The sequence below is a fragment of the Roseobacter sp. genome (genome assembly GCF_039970775.1).
Taxonomy (GTDB): domain Bacteria; phylum Pseudomonadota; class Alphaproteobacteria; order Rhodobacterales; family Rhodobacteraceae; genus Roseobacter.
The window spans coordinates 63,127-89,706 of record NZ_JBDVLG010000034.1 but is presented as its reverse complement, the minus strand read 5'-3'; the positions used below and the strand labels follow the sequence as shown (position 1 = coordinate 89,706).

The 26,580-nt window shown below is 60.1% G+C and carries 24 protein-coding genes; 14 read left to right on the top strand and 10 right to left on the bottom strand.

The genetic code is table 11. The annotated features are described in order from the left end of the window. Positions 1-2 precede the first annotated feature (2 nt). The 5 genes from ABJH13_RS08365 to ABJH13_RS08345 form a co-directional block, all read right to left on the bottom strand. Positions 3-1,097 (bottom strand): mandelate racemase/muconate lactonizing enzyme family protein, encoded by a 1,095-nt coding sequence (locus ABJH13_RS08365; RefSeq protein WP_348405768.1) that lies wholly within the window; start codon positions 1,095-1,097, stop codon positions 3-5. A 4-nt stretch (positions 1,098-1,101) separates the two neighbouring features. Beyond that, positions 1,102-2,052, bottom strand: coding sequence for a 2-hydroxyacid dehydrogenase (locus ABJH13_RS08360; RefSeq protein ID WP_348405767.1), 951 nt, complete (start codon positions 2,050-2,052; stop codon positions 1,102-1,104). Further along, on the bottom strand, positions 2,053-2,901 hold the full coding sequence (locus ABJH13_RS08355; RefSeq protein ID WP_348405766.1) for a fumarylacetoacetate hydrolase family protein: 849 nt from the start codon (positions 2,899-2,901) through the stop codon (positions 2,053-2,055). It abuts the gene before it with no gap. Between the two features lie 74 nt (positions 2,902-2,975). Continuing rightward, positions 2,976-4,775, bottom strand: a complete 1,800-nt coding sequence (locus tag ABJH13_RS08350) for an IlvD/Edd family dehydratase (RefSeq protein WP_348405765.1) — start codon at positions 4,773-4,775, stop codon at positions 2,976-2,978. Further along, entirely contained in the window at positions 4,772-5,533 is a 762-nt protein-coding gene (locus ABJH13_RS08345) for an SDR family oxidoreductase (RefSeq protein WP_348405764.1), read from the bottom strand. Before ABJH13_RS08345 ends, ABJH13_RS08350 begins: the two co-directional genes overlap by 4 nt. A 197-nt stretch (positions 5,534-5,730) precedes the next feature. On the opposite strand from ABJH13_RS08345, the gene ABJH13_RS08340 reads away from it, so the two are divergent. Together ABJH13_RS08340 and denD are read left to right on the top strand one after the other, a co-directional pair. Beyond that, positions 5,731-6,618, top strand: a complete 888-nt coding sequence (locus tag ABJH13_RS08340; protein WP_348405763.1) for an NAD(P)-dependent oxidoreductase — start codon at positions 5,731-5,733, stop codon at positions 6,616-6,618. Beyond that, positions 6,615-7,598, top strand: a complete 984-nt coding sequence (gene denD / locus ABJH13_RS08335) for a D-erythronate dehydrogenase (protein WP_348405762.1) — start codon at positions 6,615-6,617, stop codon at positions 7,596-7,598. The genes ABJH13_RS08340 and denD overlap by 4 nt, the downstream gene beginning before the upstream one ends. On the opposite strand, the gene ABJH13_RS08330 is transcribed toward denD, so the two are convergent. Continuing rightward, positions 7,562-8,251 (bottom strand): GntR family transcriptional regulator, encoded by a 690-nt coding sequence (locus ABJH13_RS08330; RefSeq protein ID WP_348405761.1) that lies wholly within the window; start codon positions 8,249-8,251, stop codon positions 7,562-7,564. The two genes, denD and ABJH13_RS08330, sit on opposite strands and share 37 nt — an antisense overlap. A gap of 187 nt (positions 8,252-8,438) precedes the next feature. Here ABJH13_RS08330 and ABJH13_RS08325 point away from each other — a divergent pair, with 187 nt between their 5' ends. The 8 genes from ABJH13_RS08325 (at position 8,439) to ABJH13_RS08290 (ending at position 16,536) form a co-directional block, all read left to right on the top strand. Continuing rightward, complete coding sequence (locus ABJH13_RS08325) at positions 8,439-9,461, top strand: TRAP transporter substrate-binding protein (RefSeq protein WP_348405760.1); 1,023 nt, start codon at positions 8,439-8,441, stop codon at positions 9,459-9,461. A gap of 94 nt (positions 9,462-9,555) precedes the next feature. After that, positions 9,556-10,446 carry a TRAP transporter small permease subunit gene (locus ABJH13_RS08320; RefSeq protein ID WP_348405759.1) on the top strand — a complete coding sequence of 297 codons (891 nt, stop codon included), beginning with the start codon at positions 9,556-9,558 and terminating at the stop codon, positions 10,444-10,446. Next, the gene (locus tag ABJH13_RS08315; RefSeq protein ID WP_348405758.1) at positions 10,446-12,071 is read left to right on the top strand and encodes a TRAP transporter large permease subunit; all 1,626 of its coding nucleotides are present in this window, start codon (positions 10,446-10,448) and stop codon (positions 12,069-12,071) included. Before ABJH13_RS08320 ends, ABJH13_RS08315 begins: the two co-directional genes overlap by 1 nt. A 10-nt stretch (positions 12,072-12,081) precedes the next feature. Continuing rightward, on the top strand, positions 12,082-13,590 hold the full coding sequence (locus ABJH13_RS08310; RefSeq protein WP_348405757.1) for an altronate dehydratase family protein: 1,509 nt from the start codon (positions 12,082-12,084) through the stop codon (positions 13,588-13,590). Then, complete coding sequence (locus ABJH13_RS08305) at positions 13,587-13,877, top strand: hypothetical protein (RefSeq protein WP_348405756.1); 291 nt, start codon at positions 13,587-13,589, stop codon at positions 13,875-13,877. The genes ABJH13_RS08310 and ABJH13_RS08305 overlap by 4 nt, the downstream gene beginning before the upstream one ends. Positions 13,878-13,896: 19 nt before the next feature. Further along, entirely contained in the window at positions 13,897-14,784 is an 888-nt protein-coding gene (locus ABJH13_RS08300) for an NAD(P)-dependent oxidoreductase (protein ID WP_348405755.1), read from the top strand. A gap of 1 nt (position 14,785) precedes the next feature. Then, positions 14,786-15,667, top strand: a complete 882-nt coding sequence (locus tag ABJH13_RS08295; RefSeq protein ID WP_348405754.1) for a DMT family transporter — start codon at positions 14,786-14,788, stop codon at positions 15,665-15,667. Next, positions 15,664-16,536 carry a sugar kinase gene (locus ABJH13_RS08290; protein WP_348405753.1) on the top strand — a complete coding sequence of 291 codons (873 nt, stop codon included), beginning with the start codon at positions 15,664-15,666 and terminating at the stop codon, positions 16,534-16,536. Before ABJH13_RS08295 ends, ABJH13_RS08290 begins: the two co-directional genes overlap by 4 nt. On the opposite strand, the gene ABJH13_RS08285 is transcribed toward ABJH13_RS08290, so the two are convergent. Next, positions 16,523-17,743, bottom strand: a complete 1,221-nt coding sequence (locus ABJH13_RS08285; protein ID WP_348405752.1) for a mannitol dehydrogenase family protein — start codon at positions 17,741-17,743, stop codon at positions 16,523-16,525. The two genes, ABJH13_RS08290 and ABJH13_RS08285, sit on opposite strands and share 14 nt — an antisense overlap. After that, positions 17,740-19,101, bottom strand: coding sequence for a glucuronate isomerase (gene uxaC, locus ABJH13_RS08280; protein ID WP_348405751.1), 1,362 nt, complete (start codon positions 19,099-19,101; stop codon positions 17,740-17,742). The genes ABJH13_RS08285 and uxaC overlap by 4 nt, the downstream gene beginning before the upstream one ends. 116 nt (positions 19,102-19,217) lie before the next feature. Here uxaC and ABJH13_RS08275 point away from each other — a divergent pair, with 116 nt between their 5' ends. Genes ABJH13_RS08275 through uxuA form a run of 4 tightly spaced genes read left to right on the top strand, consistent with a single transcriptional unit; the run spans position 19,218 to position 23,474 of the window. Continuing rightward, positions 19,218-20,246: a Gfo/Idh/MocA family oxidoreductase gene (locus tag ABJH13_RS08275; RefSeq protein WP_348405750.1), complete on the top strand. Its 1,029-nt coding sequence runs from the start codon at positions 19,218-19,220 to the stop codon at positions 20,244-20,246. After that, complete coding sequence (locus tag ABJH13_RS08270) at positions 20,243-21,247, top strand: Gfo/Idh/MocA family oxidoreductase (RefSeq protein WP_348405749.1); 1,005 nt, start codon at positions 20,243-20,245, stop codon at positions 21,245-21,247. The genes ABJH13_RS08275 and ABJH13_RS08270 overlap by 4 nt, the downstream gene beginning before the upstream one ends. Then, positions 21,244-22,296 carry a Gfo/Idh/MocA family oxidoreductase gene (locus ABJH13_RS08265; RefSeq protein WP_348405748.1) on the top strand — a complete coding sequence of 351 codons (1,053 nt, stop codon included), beginning with the start codon at positions 21,244-21,246 and terminating at the stop codon, positions 22,294-22,296. The genes ABJH13_RS08270 and ABJH13_RS08265 overlap by 4 nt, the downstream gene beginning before the upstream one ends. Next, positions 22,293-23,474, top strand: coding sequence for a mannonate dehydratase (gene uxuA / locus ABJH13_RS08260; protein ID WP_348405747.1), 1,182 nt, complete (start codon positions 22,293-22,295; stop codon positions 23,472-23,474). The genes ABJH13_RS08265 and uxuA overlap by 4 nt, the downstream gene beginning before the upstream one ends. On the opposite strand, the gene rmuC is transcribed toward uxuA, so the two are convergent. Together rmuC and mutL are read right to left on the bottom strand one after the other, a co-directional pair. Continuing rightward, a complete protein-coding gene (gene rmuC / locus ABJH13_RS08255; RefSeq protein WP_348405746.1) occupies positions 23,471-24,709 on the bottom strand; it encodes a DNA recombination protein RmuC in 1,239 nt (412 codons plus the stop codon). The two genes, uxuA and rmuC, sit on opposite strands and share 4 nt — an antisense overlap. Continuing rightward, positions 24,706-26,526, bottom strand: a complete 1,821-nt coding sequence (gene mutL / locus ABJH13_RS08250) for a DNA mismatch repair endonuclease MutL (RefSeq protein WP_348405745.1) — start codon at positions 26,524-26,526, stop codon at positions 24,706-24,708. Before mutL ends, rmuC begins: the two co-directional genes overlap by 4 nt. Positions 26,527-26,580 lie beyond the last annotated feature (54 nt).

Sequence of the window (26,580 nt, the reverse complement as noted above, 5' to 3'; positions counted from 1 at the left end):
GGCTATACCGCAATCTCAAAGGGGTGCAGCCGGGGCCAGTCAAACGTGACGCCAATACCCGGCGCATCGGGTGCGACCGCGTGCCCGCCCCGCGCCACCAACGGGCGATGCGTATAACGGTCAATCGGAAAGCTATGCACTTCGATCCACCCCGCATGGGGCTGTGCTGCCACCAAGCTCACGTGCAGTTCTTGCATGCCGTGACTGCACACGGGCACGCCGGCCTTTTGCGCCAGATCGGCCACCTGTAGCCAACCCGTGACACCCCCGCAGTTTGATGCATCGGGCTGGATAAACCCCAGATCGCCCTGCGCCAGCGCCATTTCGAATTCATGGATCGTGTGCAGGTTTTCACCCTGTGCGACGGCGATACCCGTGGCGTTGGTGACGGCGGCGTAGCCCGCGTAATTATCAGGGATAATGGGTTCTTCGAACCACAGGATATTTTGGTCTTTGACCGCAGTGCCCAGCGCGATCGCCTGATCAACCGTCATGGAATAATTCGCGTCTATCATAAACGCCGCATCGGGCCCGATGTGTTGGCGCACAGCGCGAATACGCGCGATATCTTCGGCCTGTGTTGGCTGGCCGATCTTGATTTTGACCCCACCAAGCCCCGCATCAAGATAGCCCTGCACATGGTCCAGCAATTTGGGCAACGGGTAGGCCAGATCAATGCCACCGCCATAGGCCTTGCAGGTCGTGCCCGCACCGCCCGCCATGCGCCACAGCGGTTGCCCCGTCGCCTGACCGCGCAGATCCCACAGCGCGATATCCACGGCCGACACTGCAAAGCTTAGGATACCACCGCGCCCCACATAATGCATATGCCATTGCATCGCCTCATAAAGCGCGCCGATATCGCCCGCATCTTGCCCCACCAAAAACGGCGCCAGATCATGGGTGATCATCGCGGCGGTGGCATGCCCCCCGCGCCCGCCATTGTAGGTATACCCGGTGCCTTGGCGGCCATCTTCCAACGTCACGGTGGCTGTGATCAGGTGGAAATGGCTGTGGCTGCCGTGTTTGGCATCCACAAGCACTTCGTCCAACGGCACATTGAAAAGCCGCGCCGTCACTTTGGCGATGCGGCTCATCAGGTCACATATCCGCGCATTCGGGGACCGGGCTGATCACCGTCCCGTCTTTGAGGTGTTGCAGCAGGTTGTCCACCGTCAACGCCCCCATGGCCGCGCGGGTGTCATGGGTGGCACTGCCCACGTGGGGCAACAGCACGACGTTATCGAGCTTGCGCAGCGCCTCGGGCACATGCGGTTCACCTTCGAACACGTCCAACCCAGCCCAGCCCAAACGCCCGTCTTGCAACGCGGCGATCATCGCGGCCTCGTCCACGACTGACCCACGGCTGACATTGATCAACGTTCCCTGCGGGCCCAATGCGTTGATCACGTCCGTGTTGACGATCTTGTTGGTCGCAGCCCCACCCGGCGTGATACACACCAGCGTATCCACATCGCGCGCCATCTCGACCAGATCACCGTAGTATGTGTAATCCACGTCTTTCTCAGACCGCGAATGATAGACGATTTTGGTGCCCCAAGGCGCCAGTTTATCCGCGATCGCTTGACCAATACGGCCCAACCCAAGGATACCCACGGTTTGGTTATCTGCCGACCGGGTCAACGCCGAATTGCCATCGGTTTCCCAGCGGCCTGCCCGCACATAGGCGTCATCGCGCAACAGCTCGCGGTAACACGCCAGCATCAGCAACACAGTCGTGGTCGCGACCTCGGCGTTCAGCACGTTGGGCGTATGGGTGACAACAATGCCCTTGGCCTTGGCCGCAGAGGTGTCGATGGCATCATAGCCCACACCATAACAGCTGATCGCCTTGAGGTTCGGCATCGCATCCATATAGGCGGGTTTGAGGCCGTCATGCCCGTTGGTGCCCACATAGGTGATCTTGTCACCATGTTCTGCCAACCACGCTTGTGGGTCATCCATATCGCCGATCCGGTGGATCGTGAACTGCGCAGCCAGACGTTCCAACATCACATCAGTGGCACTGCCAATCAAAAACAGATCTGTCATTTATGCGTCCTCCGTCACGGTTTGACGTTGTTGGCCCAACCCTTCAATGGTCAGCTCCATAACATCGCCCTTTTTCAGGTAAACCGGTTCGGGTTTGATCCCCATACCAACGCCCGGAGGCGTGCCCGTTGTGATGACATCACCAGGATGCAGTGTCATCAACGACGACAGATGTTCAATAATCTCGGCCACGGTGAAAATCATCGTAGATGTGTTGCCGGTCTGCATGCGCTTGCCGTTCACGTCGAGGCTCATCGCTAGGTTCTGCACATCCGCGACCTCGTCGCGGGTGACCAACCACGGCCCCGTCGGCCCGAAGGTGTCGCAGGATTTGCCCTTGGTCCACTGGCCTGTCAGCTGGGTCTGGAAGTGCCGCTCGCTGACGTCATTGATCACGCAATAGCCCGCCACATGGTCCAGCGCGTTTTCCTTGCTGACGTATTTCGCAGTGGTGCCGATGACCACACCCAGTTCGACTTCCCAATCGGTATGGGTCGATCCGCGCGGCATGCTGACATCATCGTTGGGCCCCACAACCGCCGAATTCGCCTTGAAAAACAAAATCGGGTGCTTGGGGATATCCGCACCCGTTTCGGCGGCGTGGTCTGAATAGTTCAGCCCAATGCACAAGAACTTGCCGATATTGCCCACACAGGCACCGATGCGTGGGTCGCCATCCACAACCGGCAAACTGGCCGGGTCCAGCGCCCGCAACGCCGCAACGCCCGCATCCGACAAAACGTCGCCCGCAATATCACCCACATGGGCCGACAGATCCCGCAGGGTTCCGTCTGCATCGATCATACCGGGCTTTTCCGCGCCCGCGGTTCCAAATCTCACCAGTTTCATGAGGTCACTCCCTTTTCTATCTGTCCGTCAGGTGGCGTTGGGCCACCGTTTGTTTGCCCGCGCCAAAGCGCGCGTTAGTGGTTGTCGCGCGGCATAAACCGGCGTGAAATATCGCGGTAATTGTCCGCATCCTCCAAGATCATACCTTCGTCAAACCGGCCGACCTTTTCGCGGAAATACTGTTGCCATGGGGATTGGCTCTCGGGCATCTCGAACCCGCCTGCGGCCTCTAGAGCCCGCGCGCGGTCGGCCAACACATCCAGCGGCACCAACATATCTGCGGTGCATTTGTGCAAATCGATCCGCACGGTATCGCCGGTCTGCAACAACGCCAAACCACCGCCCGCCGCCGCCTCGGGCGACGCGTTCAAGATCGACGGGCTGCCAGAGGTGCCCGATTGCCGCCCATCCCCAATACATGGCAACGCCTCGACACCCTTTTTTAGCAAATAGGACGGCGGCCGCATATTCACGACCTCGGCGCCGCCGGGGTACCCTTTGGGCCCCGCACCACGCATGAACAACACGCATGTTTCGTCGATATTTTCAGACGGGTCATCGATCCGGTGGTGGAAATCTTCGGGCCCGTCAAAAACCACCGCGCGTCCTTCAAAGGCCTCAAGGTCGTCGGGGTTCGACAGATACGTCGCGCGGAACTTATCGCTGATCACGCTGGTTTTCATGATCGCGCTGTCAAACAGATTGCCCGTCAGGTTGATAAACCCCGCCTGCGCTTTTAACGGGTCAGTGACGGGTTTGATCACAAGCGTGTCTTCGCTGCTGCGATGGGCACAGTTTTCGGCCATGGTTTTGCCGTTCACCGTCACGATATCAGGGTGCGGCAACAACCCGCCCGCGATCAGTTCGCCCACAACGGCGGGTACGCCACCCGCCCGTTGGTAATCTTCGCCCAGATATTCACCAGCCGGTTGCAGGTTTACCAACAACGGCACGTCATGGCCGACCTTTTGCCAATCGTTATTGTCCAGCGGCACACCCAAATGACGCGCGATACCATTGAGATGGATCGGCGCGTTGGTCGACCCGCCGATGGCCGAATTGATCACAATCGCGTTCTCGAATGCCTCGCGGGTCATCACCTCAGAGGGGCGCAGGTCTTCCCAGACCATATCCACAATACGCCGACCGGTTTCATAGCTGATCTGCCCGCGTTCACGGTAAGGCGCAGGGATCGCGGCAGAGCCGGGCAACTGCATGCCCAACGCTTCGGCCAACGAATTCATCGTGCTGGCGGTGCCCATGGTGTTGCAATACCCCACAGACGGCGCGGATGACGCGACCAGTTCCATGAACCCGTCATCGTCGATTTCGCCAGCGGCCAGCATTTCGCGCGCTTTCCACACGATCGTGCCTGACCCGGTGCGCTCGCCGCGGAACCAACCGTTCAACATTGGGCCAACCGACAAAGCGATCGCGGGGATGTTCACCGTTGCCGCCGCCATCAACAGCGCAGGCGTGGTCTTGTCACAGCCGATGTTTAACACCACACCATCCAGCGGATACCCAAACAGCGTCTCAACAAGGCTCAGATACGCAAGGTTGCGGTCCAACATCGCGGTGGGGCGTTTGCCGGTTTCCTGAATGGGGTGCACGGGCACCTCAATGCAGGTGCCGCCGGCCGCGATGATCCCGTCGCGCACACGTTTCGTCAGCTCCAGATGGTGACGGTTGCAGGGGCTTAGGTCACTGCCGGTCTGCGCGATCCCGATGATCGGTTTGCCCGATTGCAGTTCTGCGCGCGTCAGCCCGTAATTCAGGTAGCGCTCCAGATAAAGCGCCGTCATCTCTGGATTATCGGGGTTCATGAACCACTTGCGCGACCGTAGGTCTTCGATACCGATTTTCTTGCTCATTGGCCTGACCAGCCTCCGTCTATGATGTGGGGGTGCCCGGTGGTAAAACCGCTTTCGTCGCTGGCCAGATACACGACCAATGCCGCGATTTCCTCGGCGGTGGCGACACGGCCCATGGGTTGGCGCGATACAAATTGCGTCATCGCTTCGTCTTTGCTGCCCAGCTGTTCGCCCAGCGCATCGACCCTGTCGTGCCAGCTGGGGCTTTCGACGGTGCCGGGGCAAATCGCGTTACACCGAATGCCCTTGGACACAAAATCAACCGCCACCGATTTTGTCAGCCCGATCACGGCGGCCTTGGTCGTGCCGTAGGCAAACCGGTTCGGCGCGCCGATCACACTAGAACACGCCGACGACATATTGATGATCGACCCGCCGCCGCGTTCCACCATTCCCGGCAAGGTCGCGCGGATCGTGCGCAACATGGACCGCACGTTTAGATCAAAGGCAAAGTCCCATTCGGCGTCTGTGACATCCAGCACGGTGCCATGGTGCACAAAGCCCGCGCAGTTGAACAAAACATCCGGCTGGGCCTTGGCGACACCGTTAGCAACGCTGTCATCGCTGCGCGCATCAAGTTCGAAAATTTCGATATTTTCGTGATTCGCATCCCGAATCGTGGATAGCGCATCCATGTTGATATCGGTCGCAAAGACCTGCGCCCCCTGCGCGGCCATGGCCAAGGCACTTGCACGCCCGATCCCTTGGCCTGCTGCAGTCACCAGCACATGTTTACCGTTAAGGCGTTGTTTTGTCATTATATATATCCCCCACTGCATCCGCCACTGGCCCCCACCTGTGGGCAAAATGCCCAGTGTCGCGATACAAAAATTGCCGTCTTGATCAAAAAACCACCGGACGGGCTGGTCCAATGGCTGGTTTTCGTTAGCGTATGACACCAAGGCAGCTTTGACCACTGCTTTGAAAAAATGCATTCGGGGGGGAAACTGGCATCATGACGACACCGCTCAAAATCACGCTTATCGGAACCGGGTTGATGGGGCTCCCCATGAGCCGCAACCTGTTAAAGGCCGGGCACGACCTCACAGTTTGGAACCGCACCCTATCGCGGGCCGAACCCTTGGCCCAAGACGGCGCGACCATAGCGCCCGACGCCAACACCGCGATCAGCGGCGCGGATTTCATCATCACCATGTTGTCGGATGGGTTTGCATCCGGCACCGTGATCGAAGACGCGCTGGCCGCAAAGGCGCTGGCGCCCAGCGCCATCTGGATCGACATGTCCAGCACCAAACCCGAACACGCGCGCGCGCAATCCAAACTGCTGGCCAGCCTTGGGTTCGGCCATCTGGACGCGCCGGTATCCGGCGGCACCAAGGGCGCAGAAACCGCCAGCCTCGCGATTATGGTGGGCGGCAACGCCGATCATTTCACAGCCGCCCGCCCGGTGTTCGAGGCCATGGGCAGGCCGGTGCATGTGGGCCCATCTGGTGCCGGGCAACTGTCAAAACTGGCCAATCAAACCATCGTCGCCGTGACCATCAGCGCCGTGGCCGAGGCGATGCTATTGGTCGAACAAGGGGGGGCCGACCCGGCTGCCGTGCGCGCCGCGCTCAAGGGAGGGTTCGCAGATAGCATCATCCTGCAACAGCACGGCGAACGGATGACAAACGGCAACTTTGAGCCCGGCGGTTTGACCAAATTTCAGGTCAAAGATCTGAACAACACATTGGACGAGGCCGCAGGTTTGGGCCTGACCCTGCCTGCAACAGAAAACGTGCGCGACCGGTTCCAACATTTCATCGACGCGATGGATGGCGCAGACAAGGACCATTCTGGCCTGTACCTAGAGCTCAAAGCCCGCAACGGGTTGCCCACATGACCCGCGTTTTGATCATTGGCGGCGGCGGTATGGTCGGCCAGAAACTGCTGGCGAAACTATTGACCGACGGTTTGCCGGGGCACGCGGCGCTGGACATCACGTTATTTGACGTAGGCTTTCCCCCCACCTGTCCCGAAGGGCCTGCGCGGATCACCGGCACCCTGACGGACCCCGCGACGATCACCCAATTGGCCGGATTGCGCCCCGATCTGATCTACCATCTGGCCGCGATTGTCTCGGGCGAGGCCGAGACCGATTTCGACAAAGGCTGGTCGGTCAATATGATGGCCATGTGGCACTTGCTCGAAGCGGTGCGGGCCCAACATGTCGCATCAGACGGTGCTTATGTGCCGCGCGTTGTGTTTACGTCATCTATCGCGGTGTTCGGCGCGCCTTTCCCCCCCCAAATCGACGATGAATTCCTGTCGTCCCCGCAAACCAGCTATGGCGCGCAAAAGGCGATCTCCGAATTGATGCTGCAAGATTTCAGCCGCAAGGGGTTCCTCGACGGCATATCGTTGCGCCTGCCAACCATCTGCGTGCGACCGGGCAAACCCAACCTGGCGGCTTCGTCGTTTTTCTCGGGCATCATCCGCGAACCGTTAAACGGGCAAGAGGCGATTTTACCCGTGTCGGACACGGTGCGGCACTGGCACGCATCCCCGCGCGCCGCGGCGGGTTTTCTGACACACGCGGCCACGCTGGACACATCGCGGCTGGAAGGGCGGCGCGCGCTCAGCCTGCCCGGCTTTAGTTGCACGGTGGCAGAACAGATCGAGGCGCTGCGCCGTGTTGCAGGCCAAGATGCCGTTGACCGGATCAAATACATACCAGACGACGCGATCATGAAAATCGTCGCTGGCTGGCCGCGCGATTTTGACCCCGCGCGCGCCATCGGTTTGGGGTTTCACGCCGAAGATACGTTTGATCAGATCGTCGAGACCTATATCGCCGAGGATTTATCAAACACTTCCGGGTAGACCTTGCGCGGCATCGGACGCGTGAGGTTCCGCGCCAAATGGTCGTTCACGCAGACACGCATCAGGTCTTCGTTCCGTTCCAACGCAGCATCCAAAATCGCCTGATGTTCGCGGATATTTTCGGGAAAATAGCCGTAGTTTGTCTCGACCGAGACAAGCTGCTGGCGAAACTGATCATAAATTACCACATGCGTACGCTTTAACAATTCAGAGCCGCACGCATCTATCAATGTCTCGTGGAACTCTTGCTCGGCGCGGCTCCACAGGTCCAAAAGGGGGGTCAGGTCGCCCGACGTACGCACGCGCGTTTCGATGTGCGACAGCTTGTGATGGGCCGCTGTCAGACGCGATTCCCATTCAACCCCACCCAGACGGATAGATTGGCAGGCCCCTTCTGTCTCTAGCAAAATGCGCATGTGGGTCAATTCGTGCTGCTGCTCAACTGATTGATAAGGCGCGCGAAATCCGCGTTGCTCTTGGAACTCCACCAACCCGACAGTCGACAATCGAAACAATACCTCACGGACGGTACTGGCCGAACACCCGTAATCTTGCCGTAGCTTTTCGGCACGCAGTTTGGTACCGTACTCAAACTCACCTGTAATCAATCTGTGCCGCATATCGTCATACACATCGGCGTCTTGCCCGGCCATACGACCCTCCCACTTCGGTCGCAACGTTGCGCAGAAATTTTCGAAAATCAAAGAAAATATCAAAATTGGGGCCAAATAAAATATTTTCTTGCTTGCAATGACTGCATCAGCCTAACGTTTCCGCAGCGCAAGAAAAACAAAGGGACCACCCTTGGAAATTTGCGCGCTCAACGTCTGGGAGGACAACATGACACTCATCAAAAAGGCGGCAACAGCCGCCGCTGTTGCTGCATTCGCTGCATCGACAGCATTCACTGCGTCGGCGGATACGACCACCCTGCGCATTCAAACACATTACGCCCCTGAAACCGTGTCTGGCAAACTGGCCGCGCAGTACATGCAAGACATTCAGGACATGTCCAACAACGAAATCAAGGTGGAGATGTTCTATTCTTCCTCTGTCGTGAAATCCGTTGAGACATTCGATGCGGCCGCCACCGGCATTCTGGATTGCGACATGACGGGCGGCGGCTACCAAACCGGCAAGAATTCGGCGTTTCAGTTCGTGGGCGACATCATGGGCGGCTATGACACCCCCTACCAACAGCTCAGCTGGTTGTATTTTGGTGGCGGTAAAGAAGCCGCAGCCCCGCTTTACAATAAATACGGCATGGAGCTGATCGGCTGGTGGGTCTACGGGCAGGAAAGCTTTGCCTCGTCCAAACCGATCTCGAAGGTGGCAGATTTCAAAGACTGGAAATTCCGCTCTCCCCCCGGCATGCAAACGCTGATCTTTGAAAAGCTGGGCGCATCCCCCATCGTGATGGATTTCACCGAAATCTTTACCGCGCTTGAGACGGGCATCATCGACGGTGCCGACGCATCCGGTTTGGCCAACAACGTGGGTCTGGGTCTATATGACATCGTCAAACATGCTAACTTTCCGGGGTTCCATTCCATGCCGTCTGACCATCTGGCGTGCAACAAGGCGGTGTTTGACGAAATGCCCGCACACCACCAGAAAATCATGAAGGTGGCGATGGAAGCCTTGGCATTGCGCACGGCTTTGACCTTTGAAAAAGCCAATGCCGAAGCCGCAGCCGCCCTGCGCGATCAGGGCGTGACCCTGTCGCAGTGGCCAACGGACGAGCTCAACAAATTCCGTGCAGCCGCGCAGGCGTCTTGGGCTGAATTTGCCGATACGCCCGAAGCAAAAGCCTTGGTCGATTCGCATCTCGCTTATCTCGATCAGTTGGGTCTCAAGCAGTAAGCGGACCTGACACATGGCCCCGCCTGCACCAAGGCGGGGTCTTTTTTGTCTCTGACACCGGGGGCAAACCCAAACGATCCTCGGGGGGAGGAACATGCAGGAAAAATCCGGAAGCCTTGTCGAATGGCTCGTGCCGCTCGCCTTTATTTTCTGTGCCGGTTGGGTCACGTGGCACATGCCAGCCTTTACCCTGACGCTGGCCCAGCCCCAAGACCCGTCGCAATACGACAAACTATCGGCGCTGTTTGCACGCGCCGACGTGACGCCAAACATGACCGGTCTTTTTGGCGGTTACGCCGATGCGGTCGATTGGCTGGCGCTGATCCTGATCCCTGTGCTGGCATATGTGGGCATGCGCACCGTGCGCCGCGCCGCAATGGAATTCGAGAGCTGGCGCGCCATTGACAGGCTGGCGGTGTTCATCGGGCGGGTCACCATGATGCTGGTGGTCTTGCTGTGCAGCGTTATGATCTACGAGGTGATCTTGCGCTACATATTCGAGGCCCCGACCCTATGGGCCAACGAATTATCGCTGTGGTTGGCGGGGTTTGTGTTTCTATGCGCAGGGCTTTACGCGATGCAACAACGCAGCCACATTCGCATTTTCCTGATCTACGATCTGCTGCCGCGCGGTTTGCAACGCACCTGCGATGTCATCTCAACGACGCTCATCGTGACCTTCGCCTTTTTCCTGATCTACGGGGGCTACGGCGAAGCCTTTGACAAATTCTACCGCTGGGAAACTTTTGGCACGGTGTTTGACCCACCCATCCCCGCGACGCTGAAACCGATGGTGTTGGTCGTTGTGACGCTGGTGGCGTTTCAGGCCATCGTGAACCTGATTTCTGACTGGAACGCCGAACCCGTTCTGCACACCGCCGCAGATGACATCGACCAAGACGAGCTGAACAAACTGCGCGCCGCTGTTGGTGCCGACGTGGATGTGCCCGCGGCGGCCACCCCCCATAAAAACGGAACACACTGATGGATATCGGTACGATTTCTCTGGTCCTGATGTTGGGCCTGTTGCTGCTGCTGGCCATCGGGATGCCGCTGGGGTTTGCCTCGGCGATCCTTGCGGTCTTGGTGCTGGTGATGAAATTCGAACCCACGTTGCTCTATGCCCCGTGGACCTTCGGTGACGGCATATTGACCGGCAGGCCCGGATCGGGGCCGCTCAATATTCTCGCGCAGCGCATATACGGGTTGCTGACGGATTACGTGCTCATATCGATCCCGCTGTTTATCTTTATGGCGGCGTTGCTGGAACGTTCTGGCGTGGCCAAAGATATGTATTCCTCGCTCAACGTTTGGCTCAACCGGACGCGCGGCGGCATTGCAATTGTGACGTCGATCATGGCGGTGATCATGGCCGCCATGTCGGGTATCATTGGCGGCGAGGTTGTTCTGCTGGGGCTCATTGCGTTGCCCCAAATGCTGCGGCTGGGGTACAACCAAAACCTCGCCATTGGGACGATCTGTGCCTCAGGCAGCCTTGGCACGATGATCCCACCATCGATTGTTTTGATCATCTACGGGCTGATCACAGAAACCTCGATCAAGGCGCTGTTTACCGCGTCCTTCCTGCCGGGGTTCATGCTGGCCAGCTTTATCGTCATCTACATAATCGTGCGCACGCAACTGCGCCCTCAAGATGCCCCCCTGCCAGACCCCGTCGAGGGCGAACCCTACGGGTTTGAAAAGGCGAAGCTCTTTGCGGCATTCCTGTGTGTGTTGCTGGCGGGTTTTGCCACGGCACTGTTTGTACGCGCGTTGTTTTTTGAGATCAGCGGCCAAAACGCGGGCAACACCGGCGAGGCCTACGCCTATGGCACCGCCGATTGGTTGCCGTGGTTTGGCGGCATGGTCGTCTTTGCCTTTGTGATGATGTTCGGCGTTTTGGGCCGCGCGCGCACCGCCCTGGGTTGGAGCCTTGGCAAAGGTCTGGTTGCCCCCATCGTCGTTATTGGCGTGGTCATGGGGTCTATATATGGCGGCATCACCGGCATCACCGAAGCCGCAGGCATGGGCGCATTGGCCGTCTTGATCATCGCGATGTGCCGCGGCGAGGCGTCGTTCGCGCTGGTGTGGGACAGCCTCATGCGCACGTTGAAATCCACCGGCACAATCATCTGGGTCACCATCGGGGCCACAGCCCTTGCTGGGGCCTACACAATTGCGGGCGGTCCGACATATGTGGCGGATTTCATCGTGGGGTCTGATCTGCCGACTATGGGGATCATCCTGATGATGATGTTGATCTTGCTGTTCATGGGCGCGTTCATGGATTGGGTCGGCATCGTGCTGTTGATCATCCCGGTATTCCTGCCCATCGTGCAACGCCTGCCCATCGAAGAGATCGGCATGTTCGGCGAACTCAACCCCCGCCACGTGGCGATTTGGTTCGGGGTGGTGTTTTGTATGAACATGCAGGTCAGCTTTTTGTCGCCGCCCTTTGGCCCTGCCGCGTTTTACCTCAAATCGGTCGCACCGCCCCACATCAGCCTGACGGATATCTTCAAAGGGTTCCTCCCCTTTATCGGGATCCAACTGTGCGCCTTGTCGGTGCTGCTGATCTGGCCGCCGATTGTCTCGATCCTCTTGCCTTAAGGAGCTCGCCATGGACACGGTCCGCCTTGATCCATCTGACAATGTGGTCACCGCCACCCGCGCCCTTGAGGCGGGCGTGGCGGTTGACGCAACGCAGACCACCGGCTTGATCCCGTCGGGTCACAAGATCGCCACGCAGGATATCGCCACCGGCACGGCGATCCGCAAATATGCGCAAATCATCGGGTATGCCGCCCAAGACATCGCCGCAGGCAGCCATGTGCACACCCACAACGTAGAATTTCGCAACACTGACGCCGATTACGAATTTTCCACCGACCTGCGGCACGTCACACCCGTGACTGAGGACCAACGCGATACCTTTATGGGCTACCGCCGGACGGATGGTCAGGTGGGCACGCGCAACTACATTGCCATCGTCACATCGGTGAATTGCTCGGCCACAGCCGCCAACCGGATTGCGGCCCATTTCACCCCCGAGGTTCTGGCGGAGTACCCCAATGTCGACGGCGTGGTGGCCTTTGTGCATGGTACGGGCTGCGGCATGGCGGGCGATGGCGACGGGTTCGAGGCGCTGCAACGGGTCATGTGGGGCTATGCGCGCCACCCAAATCATGCGGGCGTGCTGATGGTGGGTTTGGGCTGCGAGATGAACCAGATCGACTGGTTGCTCGAAGCTTATGGGCTCAAACAGGGCCCCACGTTTCAGGTGATGAACATCCAATCCGTCGCGGGGCTACGCCGCACGGTCGAAAAGGGCATCGAGAAAATCAACGCCATGCTGCCCATCGCCAACCAAGCCACACGTGTGCCATGCCCAGCCTCTGCGCTAAAGGTGGCCCTGCAATGTGGCGGATCAGATGCGTGGTCGGGGATCACCGCGAACCCCGCATTGGGCTATGCCTGCGATCTGCTGACCGCCCAAGGAGGCACCGGCGTTTTGGCCGAAACGCCCGAGATTTACGGTGCCGAACACCTGCTGACCCGCCGCGCGGTAGATCAGGCCACCGGCGACAAGCTGATCGGGTTGATCACGTGGTGGGAAGACTACACCGCCCGCAACCGGGGGTCGATGGACAACAACCCCAGCCCCGGCAACAAGGCAGGCGGGCTGACGACTATCCTCGAAAAATCATTAGGGGCGGCGGCCAAGGGCGGCACATCGCCGTTGATGGGGGTCTATAAATACGCCGAAGCCGTCACCGCACGCGGGTTCACATTCATGGACAGCCCCGGCTATGACCCCGCCAGCGTCACTGGCCAAATCGCGGGGGGCTGCACGTTGGTGTGTTTCACCACCGGGCGCGGATCGGCCTTTGGGTCCAAGCCCAGCCCGACGATCAAGGTGGCCACCAACACCGCGATGGCCACCCTCATGGACGAAGACATGGACATCAACGCAGGCACCATCCTGACCGAAGGCACCAGCGTCGAAGACAAAGGCCGCGAGATCTACGAGATGTTCCTACGCGTCGCCAGCGGCGCCCAAAGCAAATCCGAAGCCCAAGGTCTGGGGGATTATGAATTCGTCCCGTGGCAAATTGGGGCCGTGATGTGAAACGCATCCTTGTGGTTGGTAGGGGGCTGATCGGCATCCGCCACCTGTGGGCCGTTGCGGCGCATCCGGGGTGCGCGCTGGTTGGGTTGGCGGACACGAATCTGTCGCTGGCGCCCGATGTGCCCCGGCTTGCCGACATGGCCGATGTGCCCCGCCCCGTCGATGGCGCCGCGCCCCTGATTGGTGTGGTTGATGTCAAACCTACGCTTGACATTGCCCGTCAGATCGAAAACCAGCTGACGGTAACAAAACAGCGCGCAGCGGACTGCGCCGCATCTTTCTCATGAGATCAAAAAAGGACATCACATGACGCAACCAACAATTGGATTTATCGGTCTTGGGCTTATGGGGTCGGCGATGGTCGACCGGCTGATCGACAAAGGCTATGCCGTGACCATCACCGCCAACCGGTCGCGCCCGCGCATTGATGCGGCCGTCGCACGCGGCGCAACCGAGGTTGCAACCGCCCGTGACGTTGCAGCCGCCAGCGATATCACCATGCTGTGCATGGACACCAGTGACAGCGTCGAAGGCCGCATGCGCGGCGCCGATGGCGTGATCGCAGGGTTGAAATCTGGCGCGGTGGTGATTGATTTTGGCACGTCCTTGCCGGGCAGCACACGCACCTTGGGTGACGAGGTCGCAGCCGCGGGCGGCACCTATCTGGACGCGCCTTTGGGCCGCACCCCGGCCCACGCCAAAGACGGGTTGCTCAACATCATGACCGCCGGCGACAAACCCGCCTTCGACAAGGTCGAACCCGTGCTCAAGGATCTGGGCGAAAACGTCTTTCATCTGGGTGCGTTGGGGTCCGGGCATACGATCAAACTGATGAACAATTTCTTTGGTATGACCGTCGCCAACGCCATGGCCGAAGCCTTTGCCATGGCTGATGTGACCGGGATCGACCGCCAACAGCTTTATGATGTGATGTCGGCAGGTCCGCTGCATTCCGGCATGATGGATTTCGTCGCAGGCTACGGCCTCAAGGGTGACCCCGCGCAACTGGCCTTTGCCGTCAAGAACGCGGCCAAAGACGTGGGTTACTACGCCCGCATGGCCGAAGACGCCGGTGTCGACAGCGTTATGTCAAAAGGCGCACTATCGGCCCTGCAAGAAGCCACTCAAACAGGCCGTGGCGACGATATGGTCAGCCAGATGGTCGATTTCTACGCCGCCAAGATGCAGAAATAACATGGCTGTCACCGCGGGCCTGGTCGAGGATCGCCCTCATTTTGGCATCACGCTGATGCTGGGCGCGTGGCTGCTGTTTTCCTTTGTCGACACCAGCGCAAAATGGCTGGTGATCGCGGGGATCCCGGCACTGCAACTGGCGTTTATGCGCTATGCGGGGCATTTTGTGATATCACTGGTCGTGATCGCCAAAGACGGCATCACCCGCGACCGGTTCCAAACAGGGCACGTCTGGCAAGTCGTCACACGTGCCCTGTTGCTGATCACAGCCACGTTTTCGAATTTTTACGCGCTGAATTTTCTGCCGCTGACGGTCACGTCGGCCATCATGTTTTCCAGCCCCGTTATCGTCTGCGCCCTGTCAGGGCCGCTGTTGGGCGAACGCGTGGGGCCGTGGCGGTGGTTTGCCATCATGCTGGGGTTTGCGGGCGTGTTGGTGGTGATCCGCCCCTTTGGCGCGTCCTTCCATATCGCCATGCTGCTGCCGCTTTTTAATGCGGTCAGCCTCGCGCTGTATTCTATCATGACGCGCAAGCTGGCCGGTGTTGTGGCCACCGAAACGATGCAGTTCTACCTCGGCGCGCTTGGCACGGCGATCTTGCTGCCGCTGGCGATCTGGGCGTGGGAATGGCCCGTTAGCATCACCCAATGGGCCGTGCTGGTGGGGCTGGGGCTGTTTGGTTGGGCCGGTCACCAGCTGTTGACGAATGCGCACCGCTTTGGCACAGCAAACACGTTAATGCCGTATACCTATTCATTCATGATTTATCTCTCTGTTCTGAGCTATCTTGTGTTCAACCATCTGCCGGATCAATGGACAGTCATCGGCGCTGCCATCATTGTGGTCTCCGGCCTTATTATCTGGAAAAGGGAACAGCGATGACCCGCGTAGCCTGTATCGGCGAAGCCATGATCGAACTCTCCACCCAAGGCGACACCGCCAATGTTGGCGTGGCAGGCGATACACTCAACACCGCCATTTACCTCAAACGCGCAGCACCCGATCTGGACATCGACTATGTCACCTGTCTGGGCGATGACCCGTTCTCGCAGCAAGTGCACGACTTCATCGCCGGGCAAAATCTGGGCTGTGGGGCGATCACCCGGATCGCGGGCAAATCGCCCGGCCTTTATGCCATCACCACCACCCCCGACGGCGAAAGATCGTTCACCTATTGGCGCAGTGCCGCCGCCGCGCGTGATCTGTTCCAGACCAGCGGCACCCCGGATTTCAGCAGCCTAGCAGGGTATGACATCATCTATCTGTCTGGCATCACCATGGCGATCCTGCCGCAAACCGTGCGTCTGGCGCTGATCGACTGGCTGGCGCAAAACCCGGTGCGGTTCGCCTATGACAGCAACTACCGCCCGCGTCTGTGGGAAGATCAAACCACCGCGCAACAGATCACGGCCGCCTTATGGGCGCGCGCCGATATTGCGCTGCCCTCTGTCGATGATGAAATGGCGCTGTTTGACGAAACCGAAGGTCAGGTCACATCTCGCGTCGCCGGATACCCCGGCACGGGCGCGCTTAAGCGTGGCGAAATCGGGCCAATGTCGCTGGGCGACACTGTTGACCAGACCTACCCAGCAGCGGCCAAGGTCGTCGACACCACCGCCGCCGGAGACAGCTTTAACGGTGGGTATCTGGGCGCGATCTTGCAAGGCAAACCCCAAGCAGACGCCCTGCGCGCGGGCCACGATTGCGCAGCCCGCGTGGTTCAACATCGCGGTGCGATCATTCCAGAATAACACCGCCCAGATCAGACGCGCCGATCACGGCCAACAGGTCCGCGTCTGATCCACCGCTGGTGAGAATACCGGCAATCTGATCCGCTGCCGGGTCTTGGAGCGCCTGCCCCGCACCGACCTCAGCGCGGCAAAACGCGATCCATGCGCGTACGGCGGCTGCCAATGCGGGTGCCGCACGGCCATCTGCCGCCAAGGCCCGCAGGCTATCGACCATCCGATACGTCAGCTTCTGGCTTCCATCCATCGCGATCTGGCGCAGGCTGTGATTGATGTGCGGGTTATCAAACCGCGCGACCAAAGCATCCGCATAGTCAGACGCAATCACCTGCATCTCGGGGGTGAGGGTCTGCGCCGTTTCGGTCATCAAGGCCTGTGTCGCGGCCCGCAAATCAAGGTCAGCCACGGCCTCATGCACATAAGAATGCCCCGCCAATGTGCCCGCATAGGCCAACATCGAATGCGCCCCGTTCAACATCCGCAACTTGCGCATTTCATGGGGGGCCACGTCTTGGGCCAACACCACACCGGGCCAATCGGGGCGCGGCCCGGCAAAGCGGTCCTCGATCACCCATTCCCGAAACGGTTCGGTCGGCACGGCCATGGCATCGCCCGTGTCATCGCGCAGGGTTTGGGTGGTCGCTGGGGTGATCCGGTCCACCATGCTGTTGGGAAAGGACACCTGCGCCATGTCGATCTGCACCCCGGCCCGGCCCGCAAAATCCGATACCGCATCCCGCAGCACGTCCCCATTGGCCGCGCGATTATCACAGCTCAGCACAGTGACCGGCCCGCGACGCGCCGCAAGCCCCCGCGCCAGAAACGCGATCACGCTGCGCGGCGTACTTTCCGACAGATCCTGCACAATCAACGGGTCGTCAAAGTCGAGCCGGTTGTCCGCGCCCAGATGGTACCCCTTTTCCGTCACCGTAACCGAGATAACATGCACCTGCGGGTCGGCGATCTGGTCCAACACGGCCTGCGGGTCTTCGGGGGCCACCAAGACATCGTCAAAGACCGTAATCTGTTTGACGCCCTGCCCCTGCACCGCAAGGCCGTATTCAAACCCCTGCGCGCGCAGCCCATCGCGCACGGTGGCGGACCGCAGGCTTACACCCGTGATCGCCCAGCCCCCCGCATCCTGCGTGTAATCCGCCAGATGCGCCCGCGCGAAATTACCCACGCCAATATGAAGAATACGTTGTGTCATGTTGCTACCTTATAGGCGCCGCGCGCCAAATCTGTTGCCAAAAGCGGGGCCAATTCCCGCGCGTCGGTCATGTCAAACACGCCGCGTGTCACCTGTTGTTCCAAATGCAACGCCACGCCGCGCCGCCACATATCATGCCGCGCCGGGATAGATAGGAAGGCGCGCGTATCGTCATTGAACCCGGCCAAATTATGGTACCCAGCCGTTTCGACCACCTGATCGAAATACCGCGCGATCCCTGCCGTGCTGTCATGAAACCACCAAGGCGGCCCGATCCGAAGGCACGGCCAATGCCCCGCCATCGGGGCCAGTTCGCGCGCATAGGTGGTTTCGTCTAAGGTGAACAATATAATCGTCAGCCCCGGCGTGTTCCCCACCCGGTTCAGCAACGCATCAAGCCCGCGCACCCAATCGACGGCAATGGGAATATCCGCGCCTTTGTCGCGCCCGTATTGCGCCATCACGGCCGCATTGGTGTTGCGCCTGCTGCCCCCGTGGATCTGCATGACCAGCCCGTCTTCGACAGACATCTGCGCCATTTCGATCAGCATATGCCCATAAAACGCCGCGGCATCCGCAGGCGTTGCCGTGCCCTGTTGCACCCGTTGAAAGACGTCATCCGGCGCATCGAGCCATTGCGTATGCACCACCTCAATCGCATGATCCGTGGCCGTCGCCCCACAGGCCTTGAACATCGCGCGCCGCGCCCGCAGCGCCGTCAGGTACCCGTCAAAGGTTCCGATATCTTCGCCGGTGATCGCCCCCAAATGGGTGATGTTCACCAAAAACTCCGGGTCGCTGGGGTCGAGCACACCATCGGGCCGAAAGGTCGGTATCACCCGCCCCGGCCAATCGCTGGCGGCGATGGTCTGATGATGCGCCAGATCATCCAGTGCGCCATCGGTTGTGGCCAGAACCTCTATGCCAAACTGGTCAAACAGCGCGCGCGGACGGAACGCAGGTTGCGCCAGTTTATCTGCGATCTGTTCATAAATCGCATCAGCCGTCTGCGCGGACAGCGGCGTATCAATCCCTAAGGTTTGGGCCAGCACATAGCTGATCCAAAACCGCGACGGCGTCCCCAAAAACAGATGCCAATGCGCGGCAAACAGCCGGAACACCGCGCGCGGGTCGGCCCCCTGCCCGGGCACCCCAACCCCCAGATCGGCCAAGGACACGCCTTGCGAATACAGCATGCGAAACACGTAGTGATCGGGCACCACCAACAGGCTGGCCGGGTTCGCAAACGGCGCATCCGTGGCAAACCATGCGGGATCGCAATGCCCGTGTGGCGACACAATCGGCAGGTCGCGGATACCTTCGTAAAGCGCCCCTGCCTGCCCTGTAAAATCTTGCACGTCCGTCCCCCTGATACTGCTGCGCGCACGTCATAGCATGGATTTCAGCGGATGCATCTTTTGCGTGGCCTTCCGCGGGCTTTCCTGCAATCGTCGGGTCAAACCGGGGGGGGGATATGAAGACTATTTTGATCGGCCTTGGCATGGTCGCCGACACGCATATTGCCGCGTTGGCCCATACAAATATGGGCATCGAACTGACGGGCGTCATGGGGCGCAACCCCGACAAGGCAGCGGCTTTTGCCGCAAAAGCAGGCGAAACCTTGGGCTATCAGGTGCCTGTTGTCACATCCCTGCACGACATCCCCGATGTGGATTTCGCAATTGTCGCGACGCCCCCCGATGCGCGCCAAGACATCGTCGCCACGCTCAGCGCCGCTGGCGTGGCGATTTTGATGGAAAAACCCGTCGAGCGCACGTTGGACGCCGCCCAAACCATCGTGACCACCTGCCAAACCGCGGGCGTGCCCTTGGGGGTCGTGTTGCAACACCGCGCCCGCGCCGCCTCGCAGCACCTCAAAACGCTGCTAGAGACCGCCACATTTGGCGACATCGCAACGGTGGATGTCCGCGTGCCGTGGTGGCGCGATCAGCCCTATTATGATGCGCCCGGACGCGGCAGTTACGCCCGTGACGGCGGCGGTGTGATGATCAATCAGGCGATCCACACGCTGGATCTGGCGCTGTGGTTGCTGGGGCCGATCCGCCACGTGCAAGCGTTGATGCGTACCACGCCCCTGCACCACCTAGAGGCCGAAGATTGGGCCGGCGCCCTGTTTGAGATGGAAAACGGCGCATGCGGCAGCCTGATGGCCACCACGGCGGCCTTTCCCGGCGGCGCAGAAAGCATCGACATTCAGGGCTCCAAAGCGGGGGCGCATCTGGCATCGGGTGTGCTGACCGTGACCCATCTGGACGGGCGTGTGCAGCAGTTTGGCGCGCAGGCCGACACTGGCGGTGGGGCCGACCCCATGGCCTTTACCCACGACTGGCACCAGACGGTGATCGAAGATTTCGTCACCTGCCTGTCTACTGGTGCCACGCCGCTTGCGTCCGGGGCCAGTGCGCTTGAGGCGCAGCGGGTCATCGACGCAATGGAACGCGCCGCCAAAACCGGCACCCGCACCAAAGTCGCCGCGATATGACGGTGTCTTTTGTGGCGCTCGGGCTCGACCACCGGCATATCTACGGCATGACCCAGCACATGCGCGACACCGGTGCGACATGTCTGGGGTATTGGACGGACGGGCACCCCGACACGTTGGATGGGTTCACCAAACGGTTCCCGGAGCTGCCCCAGTTTGACGGCCTTGATGCCGCGTTGAACAGTGGCGCAGATCTGGCATTGGTCAGCGCGATCCCTGCTGACCGCGCCGATCTGTCGATCCGGGCGATGCAGCACGGCATGGATGTCATGACAGACAAACCGGGGTGCACCACCCAAGATCAACTGGACGACATCAAGACCTGCGTGGCCAAAACCGGGCGCATCTGGTCGATCAATTTCTCGGAACGGTTCGAGGTGCCTTGCGTCACCCGCGCCACACAATTGGTGCAGGCCGGGGCCATTGGCAAGGTCGTGCACACCGCAGGGCTGGGCCCGCACCGCCTGAACCGCGCAACCCGGCCCGCGTGGTTTTTCGACCGCACCCAATACGGTGGGATCCTGACGGATATCGCATCGCACCAGATTGACCAGTTTTTGCATTTTACCGGGTCAGACACGGCCCAGATACCACACGCTATGGTCGCCAACCATGCCAACCCAAACGACCCCGGCCTGCAAGATTTCGGAGAGATCTCGCTGCGCAGCGCAACCGCATCGGGGTATATCCGCGTGGATTGGTACACGCCAGATGCGCTGCCCACGTGGGGCGATGGGCGCCTGACGATCTTGGGCACCGACGGGTATATTGAGCTGCGCAAATACGTCGATGTCGGTGGCGCAAACGGTACCGACCATCTGATTTTGGTCAATGGTGACCGCTGTGAAAAGATCGACGCCCGCGATGCGGGGTTGCCCTATTTCCAGCGTCTCGCGGATGACATCACACACCGGACAGACACCGCGATGCGCCAAGATCATTGTTTTACCGTGATGGAACTGGCCTTGCAGGCGCAAGCCTTGGCCGAGCGCACGATATGATCCGGGTGGCGATCTTGGGCGCGGGGATCGGCGCGGAACACCTTGCGGCCTACCGCACACTCCCCGATCATTTCACCGTGGCGGCCGTGGTGGATCAAGACCGCGCACGGGCAGACGCCATACGCGGGGGGGATGGGTTTACCACCCTCTCAGACATCAACGACGCGCTGACCGACCCCGCGATTGACCTGATTGATATATGCCTGCCGCCGCATCTGCATGTGCCCGTTACCCTGCGCGCGCTGGCGGCGGGCAAACACGTGATTTGCGAGAAACCACTGGCGACGTCCATGGCCGATATTGACCGGATCCGGCACGCCGCCACCGCCGTCGGGCGACGTGTCTACCCGGTGTTTCAATACCGCTGGGGCCCTGCCTTTGCCGCATTGCGCCGCCTGACTGCGGCGGGTTTGACCGGCGCGCCACAGGTCGGCACGGTCGAAACCCACTGGTCGCGCGGGGCCGGCTATTACGCCGTGCCGTGGCGTGGCACATGGGCGGGCGAACAGGGCGGCGCGGTGTTGGGCCATGCCATCCACACCCACGATTTGATGACCCACATCATGGGCCCCGTTGCACAGGTGGCCGCGACCACCGCAACCCGCGTGAACCCAATAGAAACCGAAGACTGCGCCGCCATCAGTTTTCAGATGGTCAACGGCGCGCTGTGCACCAGCAGCATCACATTGGGGGCGGCAACCGATGAAACCCGGCTGCGGTTTGTCTTTGAACGGCTCACCGCGACCTCTGGGGCGTCGCCATACGCGCCCGGCACTGGCCAATGGCAGTTTCAGGCGCGCACCCCCGCAGATCAGGCGCAGGTTGATCAGGTGCTTGCGGTGCCGTCCGACGCCCCTGTGGGATTTTGCGGGTTTCTTATGGCCGTTGCACAAGATATGACCCGCGCGTATGAGGCTGCGGTCACGCTTGACGATGGTGCGGCCTCTATCGCGCTGATCACGGCGATTTATCACGCCGCACGCAGCGGCACGTGGGCGCGTCTACCGATCACCCGCGATCACCCGCTTTATGAAGGATGGCAACCATGAAACAATGCTGGCGTTGGTTTGGTCCACACGACACAGTCGCCCTGAACGATTTGCATCAAGTCGGCGTGCAGGGCATCGTAAGTGCGCTGCATCACATCCCCCCCGGAGACATCTGGACAGACGATGAAATCACCCAACGTCAGGAAATGCTGGCAAAGTCCGGGTTTGATTGGGACGTGGTCGAAAGCCTGCCTGTCTCTGAGGCCATCAAGACCCAGTCATCCGATGCCGCCACCCATATTGAGGCCTATAAAACCAGTCTCAAGGCGCTGGCACATCGTGGCATCAGCACGGTCTGCTATAACTTTATGCCCATCTTGGATTGGACCCGCACAGCGCTGCGCGCCCCACAAAACCACGGCGGCACGGCGATGTTGTTCGACCTGACCGATTTCACGGTCTTTGACCTGCATATTCTCGCCCGCGCGGGCGCCGAAGACGACTATACACCCGCCCAACAGGCCGCAGCCCAAGACCGGTTCCACGCGATGACCGATGTGGATTGCCTGACCTTGCAAAACAATATTATCGCCGGGCTGCCGGGTGCCAACGACGCCTGGACCTTGCCTGACGTGCGTGCGCAACTGGCCAGCTATGACAACATCACACCCGACCAACTGCGCGGCCATCTGGTTGATTTCTTGTCCGAAGTTGCCCCCGTGGCAGAAACCTTGGGCATCCGGTTGTGCTGCCACCCTGATGATCCGCCCTTTGGGTTGCTGGGGCTGCCGCGCGTGATGTCCACAACACAAGATTACGCCGCCACGCTGGCCGCTGTGGATGTTCCTGCCAACGGCGCGACGCTGTGCACCGGGTCCTTGGGCGTCCGGCCCGATTTTGACGCGCCGGGGTTCGTCAAACAGCTCGGGTCGCGCATCCATTTCGCCCACTTGCGCAACACCAAACGGCTTAGCGATGACCCGGATCGCCCCGATTTCTTCGAAGCCCCCCACCTAGAGGGCGATACCGATATGGTCGCCACGATCCGCGCATTGCTGCAAGAAGAACGCAGCAGGCAGGCCGCGGGCCGCAGCGATTGGCAGATCCCCATGCGCCCCGATCATGGCCAAGAATTGCTGTATGATCGCGAGGCCGACAGCATGCCCGGCTATCCGTTGATCGGGCGGATGCGCGGGTTGGCGGAACTGCGTGGCATCATGGCTGCCTGCGCCGACTAACGTTCGGTTTTCGCCAAAGGCACAACAGTGGCCACGTCATCGGGGCTGATGTCTTCGAAATCGAAATTATCAAGGCGGTGGGCACGTTTGCCCGCCTTTTCCGCACTGATCTTGATCTCGTCAATATCACGAGAGGCTTGGGTGAAATGCCGGTCTAGGTTGCCGACACGCGCGCCCAGACGGTCCACATCTGTGACCAGTTTCGACAACTCAGACCGGATCGCCCCGGCCTGTTCACGCATCCGCGCATCCTTTAGGATCGCGCGCATCGTGTTCAGCGTGGCCATGCAGGTCGTGGGCGACACGATCCAGACCCGTGCATCAAACCCTTTGCGCACCAAATCCGGGAAATTCGCGTGTAGCTCCGCATAAACGGCCTCGGACGGCAGAAACATCAACGCGCCATCTGCGGTTTCGCCCTCTAGGATGTATTTATCCGAGATGTCATTGATGTGTTTGGTCACGGCGGTTTTCATCTTGGCCACCGCATCTTTGAGCGCCCATTCTGTGTCCGCCGCACGCAGAGCCTCGTAGGGTTCCAGCGGGAATTTACTGTCTATCACAATCGGGCCGGGCGGGTTTGGCAGGTGGATCAGACAGTCGGCGCGTTTGCCATTGCTCAACGTGTGTTGCAGCGAAAAACTATCTGCAGGCAGCGCCTTCGATACGATATCGCGCAGCTGGATTTCACCAAACGCCCCCCGCGTTTGTTTGTTGCTCAGGATGTCTTGCAACGACAACACATCGCCCGACAGTTTGGTGATATTGTCTTGCGCCTTGTCGATTGCGGCCAGTCGTTCTTGCAGTTGCGTCAACGACGTCGTGGTCTGTTTGGACGACCCGTGCAGCGTCTCTTTCATACGCTCTTGCATCTCAGATAGCGACCGCGCCGACCGCAGCGCATTGTCGGCCAACCGGTCCTGCATTTGCTGTTGCACCGTGGCCAACCGTGTCTCGACCGTCTGGATCATCTGGGTCTGGGCCGTAGCTTGCGTATCAGACACCATTTGCAACCCGCCGCGCAGCTGATCCTGCCCCGCTCCCAATTGCTGGACGTGTTGCCCCAACACCCCCATTTGCCGCGACAAAGGCGCCGTCAGCGCCGCCGTGCGCGCCGCTGTACGCACCGCCATGATCAACAGCACCACAACCAAAAAGGCAAAAAGGCCGCCGCCAACAACCAGCATCACAACCGGGTCTGTCAGCGCATAGGTTTGCCCGCCAACCTGGATCATGTGCGGCCAAACAGACGTTCGATATCGCTGAGCTTTAGTTCTACGTAGGTTGGGCGGCCATGGTTGCATTGGCCGGAATGCGGCGTCGCTTCCATGTCGCGCAGCAGGGCGTTCATTTCTTCGGCGCGCATCCGTCGCCCAGACCGGATAGACCCGTGACAGGCCACCCGGCTGAGGATCGCCTCTACCTTGGCCTGCACAAGGTTAGAGCTGTTTTGATCTGACAGCTCATCCAAGATATCCATCACCATCGCGCGCGCATCAACAGTGCCCAACACCGCAGGGGTTTCGCGCACCGCAATCGCACCACCGCCGAATGATTCAACACCTAAACCAAATTCACCCAGCGTCGCGGCGACCTCCATCAGGGTGGCGCATTCGGCGTCAGAGAGTTCGATGATTTCGGGGATCAGCAGCGCCTGACGGGCAACACCGGTTTCCGCCATCTGCCGTTTGAGCTTTTCATACACCAGACGCTCATGCGCCGCGTGCTGGTCAACAATCACCATCCCAGTTGCCGTCTGGGCGATGATGTAATTTTCATGCACCTGCCCGCGGGCCGCCCCCAACGGATAGTCGGGCGCCTCTTGTGGTTCTTCGACCACCGGCTCAGGTGCGGTCTCTACTCGGCCCCAAACCGGGGATGTTTCTGCAAAACTGGGCGATGCCGATGGTCTGGCAGTTCGGTCCATCTGGTACACCCGTGCGGCGGGTTGTTCAGGTGTCATCGCGCCCAATGTGGCCCCCGCCACGGTGGTGGACGCCCGATGCCCCGCATTCGCCAAAGCATGACGCAACGCCGAAACGATCAACCCGCGCGCGATACCTGGATCGCGAAAACGCACTTCGGATTTCGCAGGATGCACGTTCACGTCAACCAAATTTGGGTCGCAGTCGATGAACAACGCCGCCGCCGGGTGCCTGTCGCGGCTGAGGAAATCAAAATAGGCTCCACGCAGCGCACCGACCAACAGTTTGTCACGCACAGGTCGGCCATTCACAAAAAGATACTGCGCGACGGCAGACCCCCGCGAATACGTCGGCAAGGCGGCATAGCCCGTCAGGTGCAGGCCATCGCGTTCGGCATCAATCGCCAATGCGTTTTCTGCGAATTCGCGCCCCAGAACGCGCGCCAACCGCCCGTGCAGCGCGCCAAACAAGTCGCCCTGTTCGGCCTCTGCGCGGAATACTTCGCGCGGCTTGTCGTCATTGGACACGTCCCGCAGCACGAATTGCACAAACGGTTCAGCCATGGCCAACCGTTTGACGACATCTGCGATTGCTTGGCTTTCGGCGCGGTCCGTGCGCAAAAATTTCAACCGCGCAGGCGTGGCATAAAACAGATCGCGCAGCGTCACGGTGGTGCCTTGGTTTAGCGCCGCCGGTTTCAGCGCGCCCGTGTCGCCCCCCGACACCGTGATTTCGACGCCCGCTGCACCCTGCGCCCGGCTGGCGATGGTCAGCCGCCCAACGGCGCCCAGCGATGGCAACGCCTCGCCGCGAAACCCGAAGGTGTGGATATCGAGCAGGTCAGACCCGTCGATTTTCGAGGTCGCGTGCCGGGCCAAAGCCAATGGCAGATCGTCTTCGGTCATGCCGCAGCCGTCGTCCTGCACACGCAGCAATGTTTTGCCACCATCGGCATAGTCGACGGTGATCCGCCGGGCGCCGGCATCCAAAGCGTTTTCCACCAGCTCTTTGACTGCTGACGCGGGTCGTTCCACGACCTCGCCCGCAGCGATACGGTTGATCGCCGCATCATCAAGTTGCCGGATAATAGGGTGTTTTTGGCTTATATTGGGGTCTGCATGTACCATGCCCCAATTTGTAGCATGGCTACACGCGATTCTGAAACCGCGATTTACCCCGTG

What these genes read in the sequence shown, in the direction of transcription:
- ABJH13_RS08275 (WP_348405750.1), top strand. Translation starts at nt 19,218, where the DNA reads ATGAAGACTATTTTGATCGGCCTTGGCATGGTCGCCGACACGCATATT.
- ABJH13_RS08330 (WP_348405761.1), bottom strand. Translation starts at nt 8,251, where the DNA reads ATGGCCGGGCAAGACGCCGATGTGTATGACGATATGCGGCACAGATTG.
- ABJH13_RS08325 (WP_348405760.1), top strand. Translation starts at nt 8,439, where the DNA reads ATGACACTCATCAAAAAGGCGGCAACAGCCGCCGCTGTTGCTGCATTC.
- ABJH13_RS08295 (WP_348405754.1), top strand. Translation starts at nt 14,786, where the DNA reads ATGGCTGTCACCGCGGGCCTGGTCGAGGATCGCCCTCATTTTGGCATC.
- rmuC (WP_348405746.1), bottom strand. Translation starts at nt 24,709, where the DNA reads ATGATCCAGGTTGGCGGGCAAACCTATGCGCTGACAGACCCGGTTGTG.
- ABJH13_RS08285 (WP_348405752.1), bottom strand. Translation starts at nt 17,743, where the DNA reads ATGACACAACGTATTCTTCATATTGGCGTGGGTAATTTCGCGCGGGCG.
- ABJH13_RS08350 (WP_348405765.1), bottom strand. Translation starts at nt 4,775, where the DNA reads ATGAGCAAGAAAATCGGTATCGAAGACCTACGGTCGCGCAAGTGGTTC.
- mutL (WP_348405745.1), bottom strand. Translation starts at nt 26,526, where the DNA reads ATGGTACATGCAGACCCCAATATAAGCCAAAAACACCCTATTATCCGG.
- ABJH13_RS08265 (WP_348405748.1), top strand. Translation starts at nt 21,244, where the DNA reads ATGATCCGGGTGGCGATCTTGGGCGCGGGGATCGGCGCGGAACACCTT.
- uxuA (WP_348405747.1), top strand. Translation starts at nt 22,293, where the DNA reads ATGAAACAATGCTGGCGTTGGTTTGGTCCACACGACACAGTCGCCCTG.
- denD (WP_348405762.1), top strand. Translation starts at nt 6,615, where the DNA reads ATGACCCGCGTTTTGATCATTGGCGGCGGCGGTATGGTCGGCCAGAAA.
- ABJH13_RS08270 (WP_348405749.1), top strand. Translation starts at nt 20,243, where the DNA reads ATGACGGTGTCTTTTGTGGCGCTCGGGCTCGACCACCGGCATATCTAC.
- ABJH13_RS08300 (WP_348405755.1), top strand. Translation starts at nt 13,897, where the DNA reads ATGACGCAACCAACAATTGGATTTATCGGTCTTGGGCTTATGGGGTCG.
- ABJH13_RS08290 (WP_348405753.1), top strand. Translation starts at nt 15,664, where the DNA reads ATGACCCGCGTAGCCTGTATCGGCGAAGCCATGATCGAACTCTCCACC.
- ABJH13_RS08310 (WP_348405757.1), top strand. Translation starts at nt 12,082, where the DNA reads ATGGACACGGTCCGCCTTGATCCATCTGACAATGTGGTCACCGCCACC.
- ABJH13_RS08315 (WP_348405758.1), top strand. Translation starts at nt 10,446, where the DNA reads ATGGATATCGGTACGATTTCTCTGGTCCTGATGTTGGGCCTGTTGCTG.
- ABJH13_RS08340 (WP_348405763.1), top strand. Translation starts at nt 5,731, where the DNA reads ATGACGACACCGCTCAAAATCACGCTTATCGGAACCGGGTTGATGGGG.
- ABJH13_RS08320 (WP_348405759.1), top strand. Translation starts at nt 9,556, where the DNA reads ATGCAGGAAAAATCCGGAAGCCTTGTCGAATGGCTCGTGCCGCTCGCC.
- ABJH13_RS08345 (WP_348405764.1), bottom strand. Translation starts at nt 5,533, where the DNA reads ATGACAAAACAACGCCTTAACGGTAAACATGTGCTGGTGACTGCAGCA.
- ABJH13_RS08360 (WP_348405767.1), bottom strand. Translation starts at nt 2,052, where the DNA reads ATGACAGATCTGTTTTTGATTGGCAGTGCCACTGATGTGATGTTGGAA.
- ABJH13_RS08355 (WP_348405766.1), bottom strand. Translation starts at nt 2,901, where the DNA reads ATGAAACTGGTGAGATTTGGAACCGCGGGCGCGGAAAAGCCCGGTATG.
- ABJH13_RS08365 (WP_348405768.1), bottom strand. Translation starts at nt 1,097, where the DNA reads ATGAGCCGCATCGCCAAAGTGACGGCGCGGCTTTTCAATGTGCCGTTG.